Raw genomic sequence first — 18,586 nt, 5'->3', positions numbered from 1 at the left:
GGGGGCCAATGCTGGAGCCATGACAGCTCCGGAACGATTGACAGTCCACGGCCCCGAAGACATCCTCGGCTTCATCCCGCATTCGCTGGGATACTGGCCGGCATCGAGTCTCGTGGCCATGACCTTGCGCGGCACCACGCTGGGAGCCACGCTGCGGCTTGACCTTCCCGACCTGGAGACACAGGTGGACCCGTCGGGGTTCGCCCGCGCCGTCCGCCGCTACCTGCAGTCTGACGTTGAGGCCGACGGCTCGCTGCTGGCGATTTTTACCACCGACGCCGGGGCGGCGCCGCCTACCGCCTACGACCAACTGGTCCGCGACGTGCAGGCTGTCCTGGACCAGGCGGGCATGCCTGTCCGTCACGCGTGGTTCGTGGGCGACGCGTATTGGCGGGACGCCCTGTGCCGGGACTCGTCGTGTTGCCCACCGCCCGGCCGCCCGGTCCAGCAGATCAGGGACAGCACGCTTAATGCCGAGATGGTGTACCGGGGCAGCAGCATCGAGGCAGCGCCGGGATCGGGCACTGCGCACCTGCCGGCGCTGCCGGGCAAATATGTGGCCTCCGTCCTGGCGCGGGAGGACGGCTGGATGGAAGAACTGGCCGGGCGGACCCGGAGCAGGGCCCAGTTCAGCTCCGTGCTGGATTTCTGGGAGAGGATCCTGGGCCAGCCGGCCGCAACGCCGTGGCAACCGGACGCCGAGCGCGATGCGTTCCTTCGCGCCACCATCTTCGTGCCGACCTGGCGCGATGCCGTTCTGGTCATGGCAGCAGCGGGCAGGAGCGCCGCGGAGGCAGGAGCTGAGCTTTTCGGGGCCCTTGACGATGTGGGTGCCACTGAGGTTGCCGGCGACTCCGCCGTGTCCGCGCCGTCGGCCTCGCCGGCCGCATGCCGGGACACGGCGCCGCGGTTGCGGACGCCGGGGTTCGGGGCTGCAACAGCGCCTGCGCGGCTGGGCCGGGACCGCCGGCCACGTTTGCTGAACCCCGCCGGCCCTCCGGTTGCCGGTTACGGCGAGATCCTGATGGGAGTGGCGCCTGAGGTGCCCTGTTGGGCGGCCCTGGACATGTTGGATCGCGTCCTTGAACACTTGGCAGCGCCGGGCGGACGGGCCGGGGCTGCTGCCTTGTCCGGCAGGGGATGGATAGCCTGGTGCCGCGGCCGCGGATCGTACGCGGCCGCCTACCTGGGCGAGGCGCTCCGGCTTGAGCCCGGGTACAGGCTGGCGGAATTGTTGCTGGACATTGTCGCGCGGGGTGCGCTCTGCGGCTGGGCGGCGCGGAAGGACGCTGCCTGGCAGAAATTCGGGCCGGATCCCTTTGGGCCGGAGCGCGGAGGTGTGGTCTGACGCCCGGCCGTGGTGGCCCCGGGCCACGCCTTTCAGGGGCGCCGGAAGCGCTGGGGTGGTAATGGATGCCGGCAGGAGAGGCCGGATTCGGCCAAATCATGAGACAATGGATGCCGAGACCCGGTTGGGTCCGTGTATCGAGTGCTTGTAACCGTGCCCGCAAGGGAACATTACAGCCGCTCCGGGAGTTGTCTTAAGTGACTCTGCCGGCCGTGGTGGCGCTTGGTTTCCACCACGGACTTGACAGGGTCATAGTGGTGTTGCCCGTATGGTGATTCCACAGACCACCGCTAGAAAGGTTTTCTGTGACCCCGTCTTCCACGAAGAAGGATTCCGCCGCCCAGGACGTCTTGTCCCCTGAGGAGAAGCAGGCCGCGACCAACGCCAAGCGGGCAGCTACGCGGGCAGCCAACAAGGCTTCGTCCGGTGAGGCTGCAGCGGACGGCAAGCGCGAGCCGAAGAAGCGCGGGCCCAAACCGGGCGCCAAGGCTGCAGCAGAGGCTGCCGGCAAGTCCACCGGTGACGTTGACCCGGACGACGTCGAGGAGGTCGAGGAGGACATCGACGACATCGTCCTCGAAGGCCCCGACGCGGTCGAGGATGCCGACGCCGATCCGGTCAAGGGTGCCGCCGGCAGCGGCAAGGGCTTTGTCTACTCCGACGCCGACGACGACGACGCCCCGGTCCAGCAGGTCATGTCCGCCGGCGCCACCGCCGACCCCGTCAAGGACTACCTGAAGCAGATCGGCAAGGTGGCACTGCTCAACGCCGAGCAGGAAGTCGACCTGGCTCTCCGGATCGAAGCCGGACTGTTCGCCGAAGAAAAGATCGCTGCCGACGGGGACACCATGGACCCCAAGTACAAGCGCGAACTCGAATTCATCATCCACGACGGCAAGCGCGCCAAGAACCACCTCCTGGAGGCCAACCTCCGCCTCGTGGTTTCCCTGGCCAAGCGCTACACAGGCCGCGGCATGCTCTTCCTGGACCTCATCCAGGAAGGCAACCTGGGCCTGATCCGCGCCGTGGAGAAGTTCGACTACACCAAGGGCTTCAAGTTCTCCACGTACGCCACCTGGTGGATCCGGCAGGCGATCACCCGCGCCATGGCCGACCAGGCCCGTACCATCCGTATTCCGGTGCACATGGTTGAGGTCATCAACAAGCTGGCCCGTGTCCAGCGCCAGATGCTGCAGGACCTCGGCCGCGAACCCACGCCCGAGGAACTGGCGCTGGAACTGGACATGACCCCGGAAAAGGTTGTCGAGGTCCAGAAATACGGCCGCGAACCAATCTCGCTGCACACTCCCCTGGGTGAGGATGGCGATTCCGAGTTCGGTGACCTGATCGAGGACTCCGAGGCGGTGGTCCCTGCCGACGCAGTGAGCTTCACCCTGCTGCAGGAACAGCTGCACTCGGTACTGGATACCCTCTCCGAGCGCGAAGCAGGCGTCGTTGCCATGCGGTTCGGCCTCACCGACGGACAGCCGAAGACTTTAGACGAAATCGGCAAGGTCTACGGCGTCACCCGCGAGCGGATCCGGCAGATCGAATCGAAGACGATGTCCAAGCTCCGCCACCCGTCACGGTCGCAGGTGCTGCGCGACTACCTGGACTAGATCTCCAGCGCAAAAAGCCAGGCCGCCCCGACCCCACCCTGCGGTGGGCCCGGGGCGGCCTGGCTTTTTAACCCCCGTGAGGTTCCCCCTAAGGACGGTTAAACGCCGGTGGGACCCATCCATTCGGACAGGTCCCACCGGGTTCGTTGTTACCGATGCCTCATCTAGTCGATCTCGACGGGAGCCTTCTCGTGAAGCTTTCCCGTCTCGTCGTGCCAGTCGGAGCTCAACGGCTTAAGCGTCGCCTCCACTGCACGGGCGTGGTGGCCACAGAACAGCAGCTCACCGCCGGAGGACTCGAGTACAACCCGGACATATGCCTGAGCTCCGCAACGGTCGCACCGGTCCAGTGCGTTGAGCGTGCGGTCTGCCACTGCTGTTGTCATGTCGGCCTCCTTAGTAGATCAGTACATCTATATAACCAGCATTCGTATCCAATCCATCGCAAGGATGGGGCAAGTTCGCTGTGCGCGTATCCGCAAGGTTGGGTCAAGAATGTCCCACCGACTGCCGGGACCCTGCCCGTGGCGCGCCGCACAGCGGCCGGCGGGTGTGGCAGCAGGCTCCTGTCGCTGCCGCCGACTACCCTAGAGGGAGCGGTTCCAGTGCCGCTCCCACGTCCCTGAAGGAGTTCATCACCAGTGGCACCAAGCTCTGAGTACACCGCCCGGCACCTTTCCGTCCTGGAAGGGCTCGAAGCTGTCCGCAAGCGCCCGGGCATGTACATCGGCTCAACCGACTCGCGCGGCCTTATGCACTGCCTCTGGGAAATCATCGACAACTCGGTGGACGAGGCCCTGGCAGGCTTCGGCCACGACATCCGCATCATCCTTCACGCGGACAATTCCGTCGAAATCCACGACGACGGCCGCGGCATTCCCATCGACAAGGAGCCCAAGACGGGGCTCACCGGCGTCGAGGTGGTATTCACCAAGCTGCACGCAGGCGGCAAGTTCGGCGGTGGCTCCTACACCGCGTCCGGCGGCCTCCACGGCGTTGGCGCCTCAGTGGTCAACGCCCTCTCCTCACGCCTCGACGTTGAGGTGGACCGCGGCGGGAAGACCTACCGGATGTCGTTCCGCCGCGGCGAACCCGGCCGGTTCAAGGACACCGGGTCCAAGCCCGATCCGGCAGCGCCCTTCACGCCGTTCGTCAACGACTCTGTCCTGGACGTCACGGGCAAGGCCAAGCGCGGAGTAACGGGGACCCGCATCCGCTACTGGGCGGACCGGCAGATCTTCACGCCGGACGCGAAGTTCTCCTACGACGACCTCGCAGCCCGTGCCCGGCAGACCTCGTTCCTGGTTCCCGGGCTCAAGCTCACCGTGCGCGACGAACGCAAGCTCCCGGGAACCCCCGGTGAGGCAGGCCCGCACGAAGAGGTCTTCCACCACGACGGCGGCATCTCGGAGTTCGTCGAATTCCTGGCCGCCGATCCGGCCGTCACCGATGTGTGGCGGCTGCACGGTTCCGGCAAGTTCAAGGAAACCGTCCCTGTCCTGGACGAACGGGGCCACAGCCAGCTGGCGGAGGTCGAACGGGACTGCGAAGTGGACGTGGCCCTGCGCTGGGGCATTGGTTACGACAGCACCGTCCGCAGCTTCGTGAACATCATTGCCACCCCGAAAGGCGGCACCCACCAGTCCGGCTTCGAGCAAGCCCTGGTCAAGACGTTCCGCAAAGCCGTGGAAACCAATGCCCGCAAGCTCAAGGCCGGCAACGACAAGATCGACAAGGACGACATCTTCGCCGGCCTGACCGCAGTCCTGACCGTCCGGCTCGCCGAGCCGCAGTTCGAGGGGCAAACCAAGGAGATCCTCGGCACCAGCGCCGTCCGCGCCATCGTGGCGCGGGTGGTGGAACGGGAGATCACCGCCAAGCTCACCTCCAGCAACCGGAACGACAAAGCGCAGTCGGCCCTGCTGCTGGAAAAGATCGTCAACGAGATGAAGTCCCGCATCTCGGCCCGCGTGCACAAGGAGACGCAGCGGCGCAAGAATGCCCTGGAAACGTCCTCGATGCCCACCAAGCTCGCTGACTGCCGCACGGACGACGTCGAACGCTCCGAACTCTTCATCGTGGAAGGCGACTCCGCCCTCGGCACCGCCAAGCTGGCCCGCTCGTCCGATTTCCAGGCCCTGCTGCCCATCCGCGGCAAGATCCTGAACGTGCAGAAGGCATCGGTGGGGGACATGCTCTCCAACGCCGAATGCGCGGCCCTCATCCAGGTGGTGGGCGCCGGCTCCGGCCGCAGCTTTGACATCAGCGCCGCCCGGTACGGCAAGGTCATCCTCATGACGGACGCCGACGTGGACGGCGCCCACATCCGGACCCTGCTGCTGACCCTGTTCTTCCGCTACATGCGGCCCATGATCCTCGAAGGCCGGGTCTTCGCGGCGGTTCCCCCGCTGCACCGGGTGGAGGTTATCAACGCCGGCCAGAAGGCCAACGAGATGATCTACACCTACTCCGAAGCCGAGCTCCACGTGCTGCTGGCGCGCCTGGCCAAGGAGGGGAAGCGGTACAAGGAACCCATCCAGCGGTACAAGGGCTTGGGGGAGATGGACGCCGAGCAACTGGCCGAGACCACCATGGACCCACGCCACCGGACCCTTCGGAAGGTGGGCATCGAGAATGCCCAGCAGGCGGAGGAGATCTTCGACCTCCTGATGGGTTCGGATGTCTCCCCGCGCAAGGACTTCATCATCGCCGGGGCGTCCAGCCTTGACCGGGAGCGCATCGACGCCTGAGGGTGCCGGCCTTCGGCAGGTCAACCACCGCGGCGGTGGCAGGTCAGCCGAGCAGCCCCGGAACCACGAGCAAAGCGGTTGGCAGCGCGAGCAGCAGGATGCAGCCGGCCAGGACGGCACTGCGGGCCGCGGCCGGCAGTTGGGGCTGGGGTGTCAGCAGGCGGCTGACCCTGGACGCTGCAGTCCGGACCGCGTCCGAGCCCGGTCCCATGGAGGCCGCCTCCAGCCCTGAAAGCGCCAGGCTGGGTGAGGACGGCCGGATGCCACCAGCTTCGGGGTTCGCTGCCGAGCCGCTGGCGACGATGGCGATGGCCTTGATCAGGGTCGCCTTGCTCTCGGTCCGCAGGGCGACGTCGTCAGCCAGCATCTCGATGAGTGAGTTGACCGATTCCTGGGCAAGGCGGGTGGTGGGCAGCCAGGGCAGCGCCTGCCGCCAGGCGGCAAACGCCCAGAGCAGCAGGTGGTGCCGTTGGCTCAGGTGGGCGTTCTCATGGATGAGGACGGCGCGGAGTTCAGCCGGCTCGAGGGCGGCCATCAGGCCGTCCGACAGGACGGTCACAGAGCGGGCCCCACCCGGCAGGCAGTAGGCCACCGGGGAATCATGGCTGATGACCAGGGTTCCGGTGTCCTGTCCGGACGGTGAGGCCAGCAGGGCCAGGAGTTCACGGTGCCGCCGCCGCTGCCGCTGGATCTTGTAGTAGGTGAGCAGCAGGGTGAAGACCAGGTGAGCGGTCAGCAGGGCCGCGGCGGACAGGGCGAAGATGTGCCAGAACCCCAATGCCGTGGTGGGAGCGCTGAAAAGTACCATGCCGGCGAGGGCCCGAAGGCCGGCCACCAGGTTGTCGCCAATCGGCTCCAGGCCATAGACCAGCATGGCGCCGATCATGGACAAGCCACCTGCGAGGGCGATCGCCTGCCAGAGCAGCATCGCGGTGAAGGGCGACCTGGCCGGCCATTGTGCCTTCGAAAGGAGGATCGGCACCGGCCACGCAAGGACTATCGCAAGGACCGCCAGCAGGTACGAGGCCCAGAACATGGTTTGCTAGAGGTGGCCAAGCAGTTTGCGCAGCGTAGCGGCTTCACCTTCGGAGACCGATCCTATGAAGCGGGCGAGGACTGCCTCGCGGTCGGGTGCTGACCCGAGGACCTCATGCATGAGTTCGGCAGTGTGGTCGGCGCGGCTGGAAACAGCCTGGTAGCGGTGCGGGCGGGTGCCGCGTTCGCGTTCCACCAGCCCTTTTTTCTCCAGCCGGGAGAGCACGGTAAGTACAGTCGTGACAGCCAGTTCCTTGCCCTCGTGGCCCGCCCCGCCCTGTGCAGCCGACGAGCGCGCCAACTGGTCCCTCAGGGTGTTGGCCGTAGCCGCTTCCTGGCCCGCCCAGAGCAGGTCCATGACCGCCCGTTCCAGTTCACCAAGACTAGCCATTTCACTTTTCCTTTATTTCCCCGCACCGTGCGCTTTTCGCTGCGCCGATGACGTCACGCGGCTGTTCAACTACAGAACTAAATTTACCCCGAAACCCTGCTTCTTTCTACATATGGTAGAACATCTGGCGTGGCGGGCCGGGACGCGCCATCCTAGGGGTGTGGCGGATGGTTTTTTGCAGCCACCGACAATGTTCTACACTGTGTAGAAGTTAGAGTTCTACGAAGCGTAGAAAACTGCACTGCTAACAGTAGGGACTGCCATGGACGCCTTGGAAATCGCACGCTGGCAATTCGGTATCACCACCGTCTACCACTTCATGATGGTGCCGCTGACCATCGGCCTGGGCCTCGTGGTAGCGGCGATCCAGACCGCTTGGTACCGCACCGGCAAGCCGGAATACCTGCGGATGACCAAGTTCTGGGGGAAGCTGTTCCTCATCAACTTCATCATGGGCGTCGCCACCGGCATCGTGCAGGAGTTCCAGTTCGGCATGGCCTGGAGTGAGTACAGCCGGTTCGTGGGCGATGTCTTTGGCGCCCCGCTGGCGCTGGAAGCCCTCCTGGCCTTCTTCGTGGAGTCCACCTTCCTGGGCCTGTGGATCTTCGGCTGGAAACAGCTCAAGCCGGCCATCCACCTCGCCTGCCTCTGGGTGGCCGTCATCGGCTCAGCCCTCTCTGCCTACTTCATCATTGTGGCCAACAGCTGGATGCAGCACCCGGTGGGCGTGGAAATGGTGAACGGCCGGCCCGTGATGACCGACGCCTGGGCAGTCTTCACCAACAACACTGCCCTGGTGGCCGTCCCGCACACCCTGTTCGGCGCCCTCGCCGTAGCCGGCGGCTTCCTCCTCGGCATCGCCTGGTACCACCTGTGGCGGAGGCGGCACGACGGCGTCGACACCGTGGGTGCCGACGGCCGGGCCATCCCCGGTGAGGACGCCCGCATCCCCGGCCGGGACCGCGCCGACTACAGCGTGTGGATCCGGTCCCTGCGCATCGGCGCCGTGGTGGCCATGATCTCGTTCGCAGGCACAGCGGTCACCGGTGACCTCCAGGGCAAGCTTATGTTCCAGCAGCAGCCCATGAAGATGGCCGCCGCCGAAGCTGCCTGCCACGACGGCACGGGCTTCTCCGTCCTGAGCGTCGGCAACGTGGGATCGAAGAACTGCGACGACGTCGTGGCAGTCATCGAGGTCCCCGGCATCCTGTCCTTCCTGGCCAAGGGTGACTTCACCACCGAGGTGAAGGGCGTCAACAGCCTGCTGCCCGAGTACAAGGAGAAATACGGAACCAACCTGCCGGACAACCCGATTTACGGTGACCGCGCCGGCCAGGAGATCCAGTACGTACCCGTCATGGAAGTCACGTACTGGGGCTTCCGGATGATGATCGGCTTTGGCGGCCTTGCCGCCCTGGCCGCGCTGGTGGCACTCTGGATCACCCGCAAGGGGACGGTACCGGAATCCCGCTGGCTGATGCGCCTGGCAGTGTTCGGCATCCTGGCACCCTTCGGCGCCAACGCCGCCGGCTGGATCTTCACCGAAATGGGCCGCCAGCCGTTCGTTGTGGCCCCCAACCCGGACCCCAGCGGCATCGACCAGGTGTTCATGTTCACCGCCGCCGCCGTTTCCCCCGGGGTCTCCGCGGGCGAGCTGATCGCTTCCCTGGTGGCACTGACCGCCGTCTACGCCGTCCTGCTGGTGGTGGAAGTGAAACTGCTGGTGAAGTACATCCGCGGCGGCGTGGTCTCCGCGATGCCCGAACTTGCCCACGCACCGGCCGATGAGAATGAGGACCGGACCCCGGGCGACGGCGGCACCGGGGAAGCCAGGGCCGCCGACGACGTCCTGGCCTTCGCCTACTAGCCGCACCGGACCCAACAGGCTCCAACGAGCAGAGGAAACGAACAATGGAACTGCTTCCCACCATCTGGTTCATCGCCATCGCGGTGCTCTGGACCGGCTACCTCTTCCTGGAGGGCTTCGACCTGGGCGTCGGGATGCTGATGAAGATCTTCGCCCGCAACGACACCGAGCGCCGGGTGCTCCTGAACACCGTCGGACCCGTATGGGACGGCAACGAGGTGTGGCTGCTGACCGCCGGCGGCGCAACGTTCGCGGCCTTCCCGCTCTGGTACGCCTCCCTGTTCTCCGCGCTCTACCTGCCGCTCCTGGTGGTTTTGTTGGCCCTGATCTTCCGTGCCGTGGCCTTCGAATACCGAGGCAAGGTGGATACCGACAGCTGGCGGAACCGCTGGGACTGGGCCATTGCCTTGGGCTCCTTCTTCGCGGCCTTCGGCGTTGGAGCCGCCCTGGCCCTGACCACCACCGGCCTGCCGCTGAACGCCAACGGCGACCGGGAAGGTGGCCCCTTGGCATGGTTCAGCGGCTACGCCCTGCTGGGGGGTGCGGCCGTGGTGGGATTCTCCCTGCTGCACGCCCTGGCCTTCCTGGCCCTGAAGACCGACGGCGACGTGCGGCACCGTGCGCGCCGGTGGTTCGTGCGGCTCCTGCCTGTCCTGCTCCTGCCGATTGCCGCATGGGCCCTTGCCATCCAGTTCATGGACGGCAAGCCCTGGACCTGGGCCGCCGTCGTCCTCGCCGTGGGCGCTGCCGCAACGGCCTGGCTGCTGGCCCGGAAGGGCTCCGAGGGACGGGCATTCCTCGCATTGGGCGCCTTCCTGGTGCTGGGCACCACTGCCATCTTCGGGGCGGTGTTTCCGGTGGTGCTGCCTTCCACGCTGGACAGTGCCTTTGACCTGACCATCTCCAACGCCTCCTCCTCGGATTACACCCTGGGCCTGATGAGCATCGTCGCAGCCGTTGGCCTTCCCCTGGTGATCGCGTACCAGGCCTGGACCTACTGGGTGTTCCGCCGCCGCGTCAGCGCCGCCCACATCCCGGAAGCCCACAGCTTCCTGCCGGCCGTGGCCGCCAAGGCGTTCACCATCAAGGGCTGACGTGCGGCCAACGTTCCCAGCAGGCCCGTCCACCCGGTCAGCGATCTACTGGCTGGGGGTCCTGGCGGCGCTCAAGGCACTCTCGCTCGTCCTGATCGGCCAGGCGGTGGCAGCCGTCCTGGCCGGACTGGTGGCCGGCAACCCCGCGTGGGGAACCCACATCACCGCCGGACTTGCCGGCGTGGTGCTAAGGTCCCTGACCGTCTGGGGACAGGCCGTCGCGGCCCGCCGCGCCGCCCTGGGGGTCAAGGAGGAGCTGCGCGCCGGGCTGCTGGAGCATGCCCTCCGCACCGGCGTCCGCGGATCCGGGCCCGGCGACGGAGGCCTGGCGGTGCTGGCAACCCGCGGACTGGACGACCTGGACAACTACTACACCCAGTTCCTGCCCGCCCTGGTCAACTGCGCGGCCATCCCGCTGCTCCTGGGGGCGCGGATCCTCTTCGCGGACTGGGTGAGCGCCGTGGTCATCGTCCTCACGGTCCCGCTGATCCCGGTCTTCATGGTGCTGATAGGCCGCTACACCGAGGACAGCGTGCGCCAGGCCCAGGCGTCGCTGGCACGGTTGTCAGCGCACATGCTCGAACTCGCCAAGGGCTTGCCGGTCCTGGTGGGCCTGGGCCGTGCCACCGCGCAGCGCAAAGCCCTGGAAGAGATTTCCGAGGAATACCGCTCCCGCACGATGGGCACCCTTCGCACCGCATTCCTCTCCGCGCTGGCGCTGGAACTCATCGCCACCATCTCGGTGGCAGTGGTGGCGGTCTTCATTGGCGTCCGCCTGGTCCACGGGGACATGCCGCTGGAGGCAGGCCTGCTGGCGCTGCTCCTGGCACCGGACTGCTACCTCCCGCTCCGGGAGTTGGGCACCGCCCACCACGCCAGTGACGATGGCCGCGTGGCTTTGGCGGAAGCGGCAGCGGTGACCGGCGCCCCCGAGGCGGCACCGCTGCCCGCCGCCAAAGCCGGCCGGCCGGGCGCCCCCCTCGAAGTGACCGGCCTGACGGTGCGCTATGCCGGGCGGTCCGGGACCGCCGTCGGGCCCCTCACCTTCACCGCGCCGCTTGACAGGATCACCGCCCTTGACGGCCCCAGCGGTGCGGGCAAAAGCACCATCCTCGGCGTCCTGGCCGGGACAGTCGGCGCGGGCAACGGCACCAGTATTTCGGGCTCGATCAGGGGACTGGACCGCGCTGCCATTGCCTGGGTGCCGCAACACCCCGTCATGGTGGCCCCGACGGTCCTGGACGAGGTGCTGCTGTACCTGACACGGGACCCGGGCCACGGCCCGGACCGGTTCGCCGCCGAAGATGCCGCCCGGAGCTGCCTCGAGCGGGCAGGCGCCGGCCACCTGGCGGCCAAACACCAGGCGGAGCTGAGCCCCGGGGAACTGCGCCGGGTGGCGCTGGCCCGCGGACTGGCCAGGATTGATGCCGGGGCGTCGATCCTGCTGCTCGATGAACCCACCGCGCATCTGGACGACGCGTCCGCCGCCGTCGTCGAAGATGCCATCCGCCGACTCCGCGGCCAGGTGACCGTGATCCTGGTGGCCCACAACCACCGCACCCGGCACCTTGCGGACCAGCTGGTTCCGGTGGCAGGTCCCGGGCAGGCCGTGGAACCGCACGAGCCCCCGCATGCCCCGGTCATGGCCGCTTACGCCGGCACGGGCAATCCGCCGTCCGAAGACCCCTCATCCCTTGATGCCGCGTCGAGCGCACCCGGCACTGACCGCAGCGGCACCAACCGTACTGCCCGGTCCACCTCGGGCGCGGCTGGACTCCTCGCGGCGCTCCTGGAACCGGTGCGCGGCAAATTTGCGGCCGCAGCCGTGGTGGGCACCTTGGCGGCCATCTTCGCCGTCGCCTTGTCGGGCCTCTCCGGGTGGCTCATCATCCGGGCCAGCGAACAGCCGCCCATCCTCTACCTGCTGACCGCTATTGTGGGCGTCCGGTTCTTTGGCATCGGCCGCGCGGTGCTCCGCTACTGGGAACGGCTGCTGCTCCACGATGCCGTCTTCGCCGCCCTCACCCGCCTGCGCGGCAGGCTCTGGGAATCCCTCAGCCGGAGGGCCCTGTCGCTGCGCCGGCTCCTGCAGGGCGGCAACGTGCTGGGAACGGTGATTGACGACGTCGACACCGTCCGCGACCTCCTGCCACGCGTGGTCCTGCCGCCCGTCACGGCGGTCGCAGTGTCCGCCCTGGCCCTGGCTGCCACGGGAATCCTGGTGCCCGCCGCGCTGCCGGCGGTGATCGGCGCAGCTGCCGGTGGCCTGTTGCTCGCGCCGGCGGCCGCCCTGTGGGGGGACCGGCGGTCGGCCACTGCCGAGCAGTCCCTGCGCTCCGGTGTGCTGCGGCGGACAGCGGCGGCGCTGGACGCCCGGGCAGACCTGCACGCGAACGGCCTGGCAGCACCCGTGCTCGAGTCGCTCCGGGCCGAGGACCGGGATGCGACGGACGCCTCGCGGCGCTCCGCCTGGGCGGACGGGCTGGGACACGCCATTGCCACCATCGGATGCGGGGCCGCGGCCCTGGCCGCTGCCTGGCTTGCCGGCCACGACGTACTGGCTGCCCGGGTTGCCCCGGCCACGGCAGCCGTGGTGGTGCTGCTTCTGCTCGCGCTCGTGGAACCCTACGCAGCCATGACGACGGCGGTGCGCCAGTTTCCTGCCCTGCGTGAGGTCCTGCAGCGGGTGGGGGAGTCCGGGGCCCTGGACGGCGGCCCGTCCGGCAGCGGCGCGGGCGTGGCCTCTCCGGACGGGGATACCTCCGGGCTGCACGCCCTCCCGGCCCGCGACGGCGGCGCCCCGGGCATAGCGCTGACGGAGCTGGCCGCAGCATGGCCGGATGGGCCCCCGGTCTTCACGGGGCTGGATGCCGTGGCGGAGCCCGGCCGCTGGCTGGTAGTCACCGGGCCGTCCGGTTCGGGGAAATCAACCCTGCTCTCCGTCCTGCTCGGCTTCCTGGCGCCGGCGACGGGCCGGGCCCAGGTGTCCGGCCGCGCGGCCTGGTGCCCGCAGGAGGCCCACCTCTTCGATTCCACCATCCGGGGCAACCTGCTGCTGGGGTGTGCCGCCGGGACTGGTGGGCCACCGGTTTCCGATGATGACCTGGGCGCGGTGCTGGCCGCCGTGGGACTTGACGGGCTGGTGGAGAGGCTGCCTGCCGGCCTGGATACCAGGATCGGCCCCGGCGGCGCCTTCCTCAGCGGTGGCGAACGGCAGCGCCTGGCCGTGGCGCGGACTCTGCTGACCGGCGCGGACGTGATCCTGCTGGACGAACCCACCGCCCACCTGGATGCGGAAGCTGCCGCAGCCATGCTGGCGGACCTTCGCAGGGGGCTGCGGGACCGTACCGTGGTCCTGGTAACCCACAACGGGGCGGATATCGCCGGGACGGACGCCCGGCTGGAACTTCCGGCCGTGTCCGGCGTGCCCGGGGACCGCGTGCCAGCGTCGCGCTGAGCCTGCTGCCCGCGCCGCTGCTAGCTCGGCTGCCCGCGCCGCTAGCCGTCGACGTCGTGCAGGTGGTGGACGACGTCGTGCAGGAAGTATTGGGCCAGGGTCAGGACCGTGAATTCGGATCCATTGCTGCGCAGGCCCTTCCGTGCCCAGTCTTCTTCGCGGACACCGGCGAAGGCATCCGCGGCCTGGTGCCCCTCGGCGGCCAGTTCGGCGCTCACCTCGGCTGGATCGGAATTGGCGTAGTCCTTTTCCTCCGCGGTCAGGTCCTGGTCCCAGTTCTCGAAGCGGGCGCCGTCCTCGGCGAGCATCAGGTTGAGCCGGTGGTCGAAGAGGCTGAAGACGTCCCGTACATGGCAGGCATACTCCAGTGCGGACCACGTCCGGTCGTCCGGGCGCTCGGCCGCATCCGGCCGGCGCAGGACGGCCCGCCACCGGGGCAGCATGCTTTCGATGATGCCGGGAACGGTTGCCGGGGTCGCGGTGGAAGCGTCGAAGGAACATTCCGGGCAGGTGCGGGACAGGACCCAGGTCCAGTCCTTTTCATCAGGAACGATAGGCATGAGAGCAGTCTAGGGGGTCCGGGCCGAAAGACTCTGGGACGCCAGGGGACGCCTGCCTAGCCTTGCAGCATGAGTGCGGATGGCCGCCGGGATGCGGGAGCACCAGTGGATGCGGACAGCATGGTGCAGCTGTCCGGCCTGACCAAGCGGTTCGGCCGGAACACAGCGCTCGACGACGTGACCCTCACCATCGGGCCGGGAGAGGTCTTCGGGTACCTGGGCCTCAACGGGGCGGGCAAGACCACCACCATCCGGCTCCTGATGGGCATGCTGCGGCCCACGTCCGGCACAGCGGCGGTGCTGGGGTTGGACGCCTGGCGGCAGGCCCGGGACGTCCACCGGCTGGTGGGCTATGTACCGGGAGAGCCGGCGCTCTACGACCGCCTGACCGGCCACCAGCATGTGGCGTACTGCGCCCACCTGCGGAACCGGGACGATGCCCCGCGCGCCGCCGAGCTGGCGGACCGGCTCGACCTGGACCTGAACCGGCAGGCCCGCACCCTCTCGCGCGGAAACCGGCAGAAGCTTGCCGTTGTCCTCGCGGTGATGTCCAGTCCACGGCTGCTGGTGCTGGACGAGCCCACCAGCGGGATCGACCCCCTGGTGCAGCAGGTATTCCACTCGATCCTCCGCGAGCACACGGCCGGCGGCGGGTCCGCGCTCTTCTCCTCGCACGTCCTGGGGGAGGTGGAACGCGTCGCGGACAGGATCGGAGTGGTCCGGGCGGGGAAGCTCGTGGCGGTGGAGCGGCTGCAGGATCTCGCTGCGCGGTCCCTGCACCGGGTGCGGGCCCGGTTCACCACCACGGTGTCCGCGGCAGGGTTCGCGGGTGTCCCGGGCGTACGGGACCTGACGGTGGATGGCCGCTCGCTCAGCTGCAACGCCCCGCAGTCGGCCCTGGATGCACTCTTGAAGCTGGTGAGCGCCCGGGACGTGGAGGACTTTGAGTGCTCCGAGGCTCCGCTGGAGGAAACCTTCCTGACCTACTACGGCTCGGACCAGGGCGGCGCCGATGCCCTGGACACAGCGGGGACAGGGCCGCGCCATGCTGGCTAACGTCCTGGTGAAAACGCTCCGCGACCAAAGCAGGACGCTGCTGGCCTGGGCCGTCTCCCTGGCCCTGATCGTCGCCATGTACGCTGCTGTGTGGCCGGCGGTCCAGTCCCAACCGTCCATCAGCGGCTTCATCGACCAGATGCCCGAGGCGTTTCGCTCCTTGTTCGCCACCTCCAGCGCGGATATGTCCACCCCCACGGGATACATCCAAGTGGAGCTGATGTCCTTCATGGGACCCATCGCCGTCTTGATCTACGCCGTCAGCGCCGGCGCGGGCGCCATCGGCGGGGAAGAGGACCGGCACACCATGGACCTGCTGCTCTCCAACCCGGTGGGCCGCGGCAGGGTGGTAGTGGACAAGTTCGCGGCCATGGCCCTGGGCACCTTCCTGCTGGCCGCCGTCATGGGCGTTTCGCTGGTGCTGGAGGGCAGACTGGTGGATATGGTCCTGCCGGCCGACAAAGTGGCCGCCGCCATGCTGCACCTGGCCTTGCTGGGTGTTGTCTTTGGCAGCCTTGCCCTGGCGCTGTCGGCCGGCACCGGACGGACCGGGCTCAGCCGCGGCATACCCGCCGTCCTGGCGGTGCTCGCCTACATCGTCAACGCGCTCGCCCCGCTGGTGGATGCCTTCGACCGGATCCACCAGGTGTCACCGTTCTTCCAGTACATCGGCCACGATCCGCTGCGGCAGGGCACCGCCTGGGACAGCGTCCTGGTGTCGGCAGCCACCATCGCCGTGCTCGTGGCGCTCGCCGTCGCCGGTTTCCGCCGCCGTGACGTGGCCGGGTAACCCCCGGGTTGAACGCCGGGTGGGTCCCCGGCAACGGCTGCTAGTCTCCGGCGGCCGGTTCCGGCTCCCACGCCATGGCAGGTCCCACGACCTCCACAGCCTGGGACAGGGGGACACCCGAGCCGTCGCGCCGGCCATGCTCCTGCGGTAGTGACCGTGCCACGCCGGCCGCGGACGACGCCTTGGCCGGCCCATGTCCTGCCCAGCCCAGCAGGAGCGTGTCCTCGCCCTTCAGGAACCGGTGTGCCCGGACGCCCGCGGTGGCGCGTCCCTTGGCAGGATATTCATCGAAGGCGGTGACCTTGGCGGTCCCGGGCGCAGTGCCGGGAAGGGCGCCGTTGGTCCCCGCGATGGTGACCACGACGGCGGCGGCATCGTTCGGCTGGACCGCGCCGAAGAAGATCACCTGGTCACCCGCAGCCAGTTTGATGCCGGCCATGCCACCTGCGGTGCGCCCCTGGGGGCGGACGACGGCGGCGGGGAACTTCAGCAGTTGTGCCTGCCTGGTCACGAAGACCAGCTCGGCGTCATCCGTGCCGGCGGGAGCCACACCCACCACGAAATCCTTGTCCTTGAGGGTGATGACTTCCCAGTCTTCGCGGTTCAGCGGGTAGTCCGGCTGCACGCGCTTCACCACGCCTTGGGCGGTGCCGATGGCCAGGACCTCATCCAACCGGACGAATGCCACCAGGGACTCACCCTTGACCAGGGTGAGGAATTCCTTGGCCGGCACGCCGCCGGCCAGGTTGGGCAGCCCGGATACCGGCGGCAGGACGGGCATGTCCATGACCTGCAGCCGGAGCATGCGGCCCAGCGAGGTGACGGCCGCGATCTCGCCGCGTGCCGACGTCTTGACCACCGATGCGTACACGTCGTGCTTGTTCCGGGGCCCTGCTTCGGCGAGGGGCTCCTGGTTGCTGGTCCGCGCCACCTGCCCTGACGCGGTGAGGATCGCCCAGCAGGGGTCGTCGGCGATTTCCAGCGCCAGCGGGGCTGCCTTGCCCTTCCCGGGGGCCGCTGCGAGCTCGGCGGCGACGGTGGGGGACACGGCCTCGGATTCCAGCAGCACGGTCCGGCGCGGGGTGCCGTGTTCCTCGGCGATCGCGCCGAGTTCGTCGGAAACCACCGTGCGGAGCAGTTCCTCGGAGTCCAGGATGGCCTGCAGTTCCGCGATCTCGCGGCGGAGCTCGTCCTGCTCCTTTTCAAGCTCGATCCGGGAGTACTTGGTCAGCTGGCGCAGGCGCAGTTCCAGGATGTAGTTGGCCTGGACCTCGGTGAGGTCATAGATGGACATCAGCCGTTCGCGGGCGGCGGCGGCCTCGTCCGAGGACCTGATGATCTGGATGACTTCATCGATGTCCACAATGGCGATAAGCAGGCCCTCCACCAAGTGCAGGCGGTCCTTCTTCTTGCCCAGCCGGAAGACGGTGCGGCGGCGCACCACGTTGATGCGGTGGTTGACGTAGACCGAGAGGAGGTCCACCAGGCCCAGGGTTTGCGGCTGGCCGTCCACCAGGGTGACGTTGTTGATGCCGAAGGAGTCCTCCATCGGCGTGTAGCGGTACAGCTGCTGCAGGACGGCGTTGGGGTTGAAGCCGTTCTTCAGTTCGATGACCAGCCGCAGCCCATGTTTGCGGTCCGTGAGGTCCACGATGTCGCTGATGCCGGTCAGCTTCTTGGCGTTGACCGCGTCCTTGATCTTTTCGATGACCTTTTCCGGGCCCACCATGTACGGCAGTTCGGTGACCACCAGGCCGGTGCGGCGTGCCGTGAGCTGCTCGATCTCCACCTTGGCCCGGGTCTTGAAGGAGCCGCGGCCGGTGGCGTACGCGTCCCGGATGCCGTCCAGGCCCACGATCCTGCCGCCGCTTGGCAGGTCAGGGCCTGGCACGAACCGCATGAGGTCCTCCAGCGTGGCGTCCGGGTGGGCGATCAGGTGGCGGGCGGCCGCGATCACTTCCACCAGGTTGTGCGGGGCCATGTTGGTGGCCATGCCGACGGCGATGCCGGTGGCCCCGTTCACCAGCAGGTTGGGGAAGGCTGCCGGCAGGACGTCCGGCTGCGTCAACTGGTTGTCGTAGTTCGGGACGAAGTCCACCACGTCTTCATCGAGGTGGTTGGTGAGTGTGAGGGCCGCCGCCGCCATCCGTGCCTCGGTGTACCGCGGCGCGGCCGGGCCGTCGTCGAGCGAGCCGAAGTTGCCGTGCCCGTCAATCAGCGGCAGCCGCAAGGAGAAGTCCTGGGCCATGCGCACCATGGCGTCATAGATGGCTGCGTCCCCGTGCGGGTGCAGCTTGCCCATCACCTCGCCCACCACGCGGGCACTTTTGACGTGGCCGCGGTCCGGGCGCAGGCCCATGTCGCTCATCATGTACAGAATGCGGCGCTGCACCGGCTTGAGCCCGTCGCGGGCGTCCGGGAGTGCCCTGGAGTAGATCACCGAGTACGCGTACTCCAGGAAGGAGCCCTGCATTTCGGACGTGACATCGATATCGACGATGTTCTCCGTGTAGGTGTCTTCCACGATGGGTTTTGAACTTTGGCGGCGGGCCATGGGGTTTGGTGGATCCTTCTGGGGGTGCTTGCAGCTTTTCGGGCATGCTGCGGGAGTTCTTGGCT

At 67.9% G+C, this 18,586-nt stretch carries 13 protein-coding genes; 8 read left to right on the top strand and 5 right to left on the bottom strand.

Annotation, left to right across the window (positions count from 1 at the left end; genetic code table 11):
* Positions 1-19 precede the first annotated feature (19 nt).
* Complete coding sequence (locus AC4EEO_RS11190; protein ID WP_491329738.1) at positions 20-1,348, top strand: DUF4192 family protein; 1,329 nt, start codon at positions 20-22, stop codon at positions 1,346-1,348.
* 305 nt (positions 1,349-1,653) lie between these two features.
* Positions 1,654-2,967 carry an RNA polymerase sigma factor gene (locus AC4EEO_RS11185; RefSeq protein ID WP_018761085.1) on the top strand — a complete coding sequence of 438 codons (1,314 nt, stop codon included), beginning with the start codon at positions 1,654-1,656 and terminating at the stop codon, positions 2,965-2,967.
* A gap of 164 nt (positions 2,968-3,131) precedes the next feature.
* Here AC4EEO_RS11185 and AC4EEO_RS11180 read toward each other — a convergent pair whose 3' ends face one another.
* Positions 3,132-3,353 carry a DUF7455 domain-containing protein gene (locus tag AC4EEO_RS11180; protein ID WP_018761086.1) on the bottom strand — a complete coding sequence of 74 codons (222 nt, stop codon included), beginning with the start codon at positions 3,351-3,353 and terminating at the stop codon, positions 3,132-3,134.
* Positions 3,354-3,608: 255 nt separating this feature from the next.
* Between AC4EEO_RS11180 and AC4EEO_RS11175 the strand changes: the two genes are divergently transcribed.
* Positions 3,609-5,717 (top strand): DNA gyrase/topoisomerase IV subunit B, encoded by a 2,109-nt coding sequence (locus tag AC4EEO_RS11175; protein ID WP_491338856.1) that lies wholly within the window; start codon positions 3,609-3,611, stop codon positions 5,715-5,717.
* Between the two features lie 43 nt (positions 5,718-5,760).
* Here the strand turns inward: AC4EEO_RS11175 and AC4EEO_RS11170 are convergent, their stop codons facing one another.
* On the bottom strand, positions 5,761-6,753 hold the full coding sequence (locus tag AC4EEO_RS11170) for a M56 family metallopeptidase (protein ID WP_018761088.1): 993 nt from the start codon (positions 6,751-6,753) through the stop codon (positions 5,761-5,763).
* Positions 6,754-6,759: 6 nt separating this feature from the next.
* On the bottom strand, positions 6,760-7,143 hold the full coding sequence (locus tag AC4EEO_RS11165) for a BlaI/MecI/CopY family transcriptional regulator (RefSeq protein ID WP_018761089.1): 384 nt from the start codon (positions 7,141-7,143) through the stop codon (positions 6,760-6,762).
* Between the two features lie 262 nt (positions 7,144-7,405).
* On the opposite strand from AC4EEO_RS11165, the gene AC4EEO_RS11160 reads away from it, so the two are divergent.
* From AC4EEO_RS11160 to cydD, 3 genes are read left to right on the top strand one after another with little or no spacing between them, the layout of a single operon-like run.
* Positions 7,406-9,010 carry a cytochrome ubiquinol oxidase subunit I gene (locus AC4EEO_RS11160; RefSeq protein WP_491338855.1) on the top strand — a complete coding sequence of 535 codons (1,605 nt, stop codon included), beginning with the start codon at positions 7,406-7,408 and terminating at the stop codon, positions 9,008-9,010.
* A gap of 44 nt (positions 9,011-9,054) precedes the next feature.
* Positions 9,055-10,104 (top strand): cytochrome d ubiquinol oxidase subunit II, encoded by a 1,050-nt coding sequence (gene cydB, locus AC4EEO_RS11155; protein WP_491329739.1) that lies wholly within the window; start codon positions 9,055-9,057, stop codon positions 10,102-10,104.
* A gap of 1 nt (position 10,105) precedes the next feature.
* Positions 10,106-13,561 carry a thiol reductant ABC exporter subunit CydD gene (cydD, locus tag AC4EEO_RS11150; protein WP_491338854.1) on the top strand — a complete coding sequence of 1,152 codons (3,456 nt, stop codon included), beginning with the start codon at positions 10,106-10,108 and terminating at the stop codon, positions 13,559-13,561.
* 41 nt (positions 13,562-13,602) lie between these two features.
* On the opposite strand, the gene AC4EEO_RS11145 is transcribed toward cydD, so the two are convergent.
* A complete protein-coding gene (locus tag AC4EEO_RS11145) occupies positions 13,603-14,121 on the bottom strand; it encodes a DinB family protein (protein WP_018761093.1) in 519 nt (172 codons plus the stop codon).
* A gap of 69 nt (positions 14,122-14,190) precedes the next feature.
* Between AC4EEO_RS11145 and AC4EEO_RS11140 the strand changes: the two genes are divergently transcribed.
* Both AC4EEO_RS11140 and AC4EEO_RS11135 read left to right on the top strand, forming a co-directional pair.
* Positions 14,191-15,177: an ABC transporter ATP-binding protein gene (locus tag AC4EEO_RS11140; RefSeq protein WP_491338853.1), complete on the top strand. Its 987-nt coding sequence runs from the start codon at positions 14,191-14,193 to the stop codon at positions 15,175-15,177.
* On the top strand, positions 15,167-15,967 hold the full coding sequence (locus tag AC4EEO_RS11135; protein ID WP_018761095.1) for an ABC transporter permease subunit: 801 nt from the start codon (positions 15,167-15,169) through the stop codon (positions 15,965-15,967). Before AC4EEO_RS11140 ends, AC4EEO_RS11135 begins: the two co-directional genes overlap by 11 nt.
* A 40-nt stretch (positions 15,968-16,007) precedes the next feature.
* Here the strand turns inward: AC4EEO_RS11135 and AC4EEO_RS11130 are convergent, their stop codons facing one another.
* Positions 16,008-18,521: a DNA gyrase/topoisomerase IV subunit A gene (locus tag AC4EEO_RS11130; protein ID WP_491329742.1), complete on the bottom strand. Its 2,514-nt coding sequence runs from the start codon at positions 18,519-18,521 to the stop codon at positions 16,008-16,010.
* Positions 18,522-18,586: the final 65 nt, after the last annotated feature.

This window comes from Pseudarthrobacter sp. MOO13 (assembly GCF_058267655.1).
This window is presented reverse-complemented; position numbering and strand designations above follow the sequence as displayed.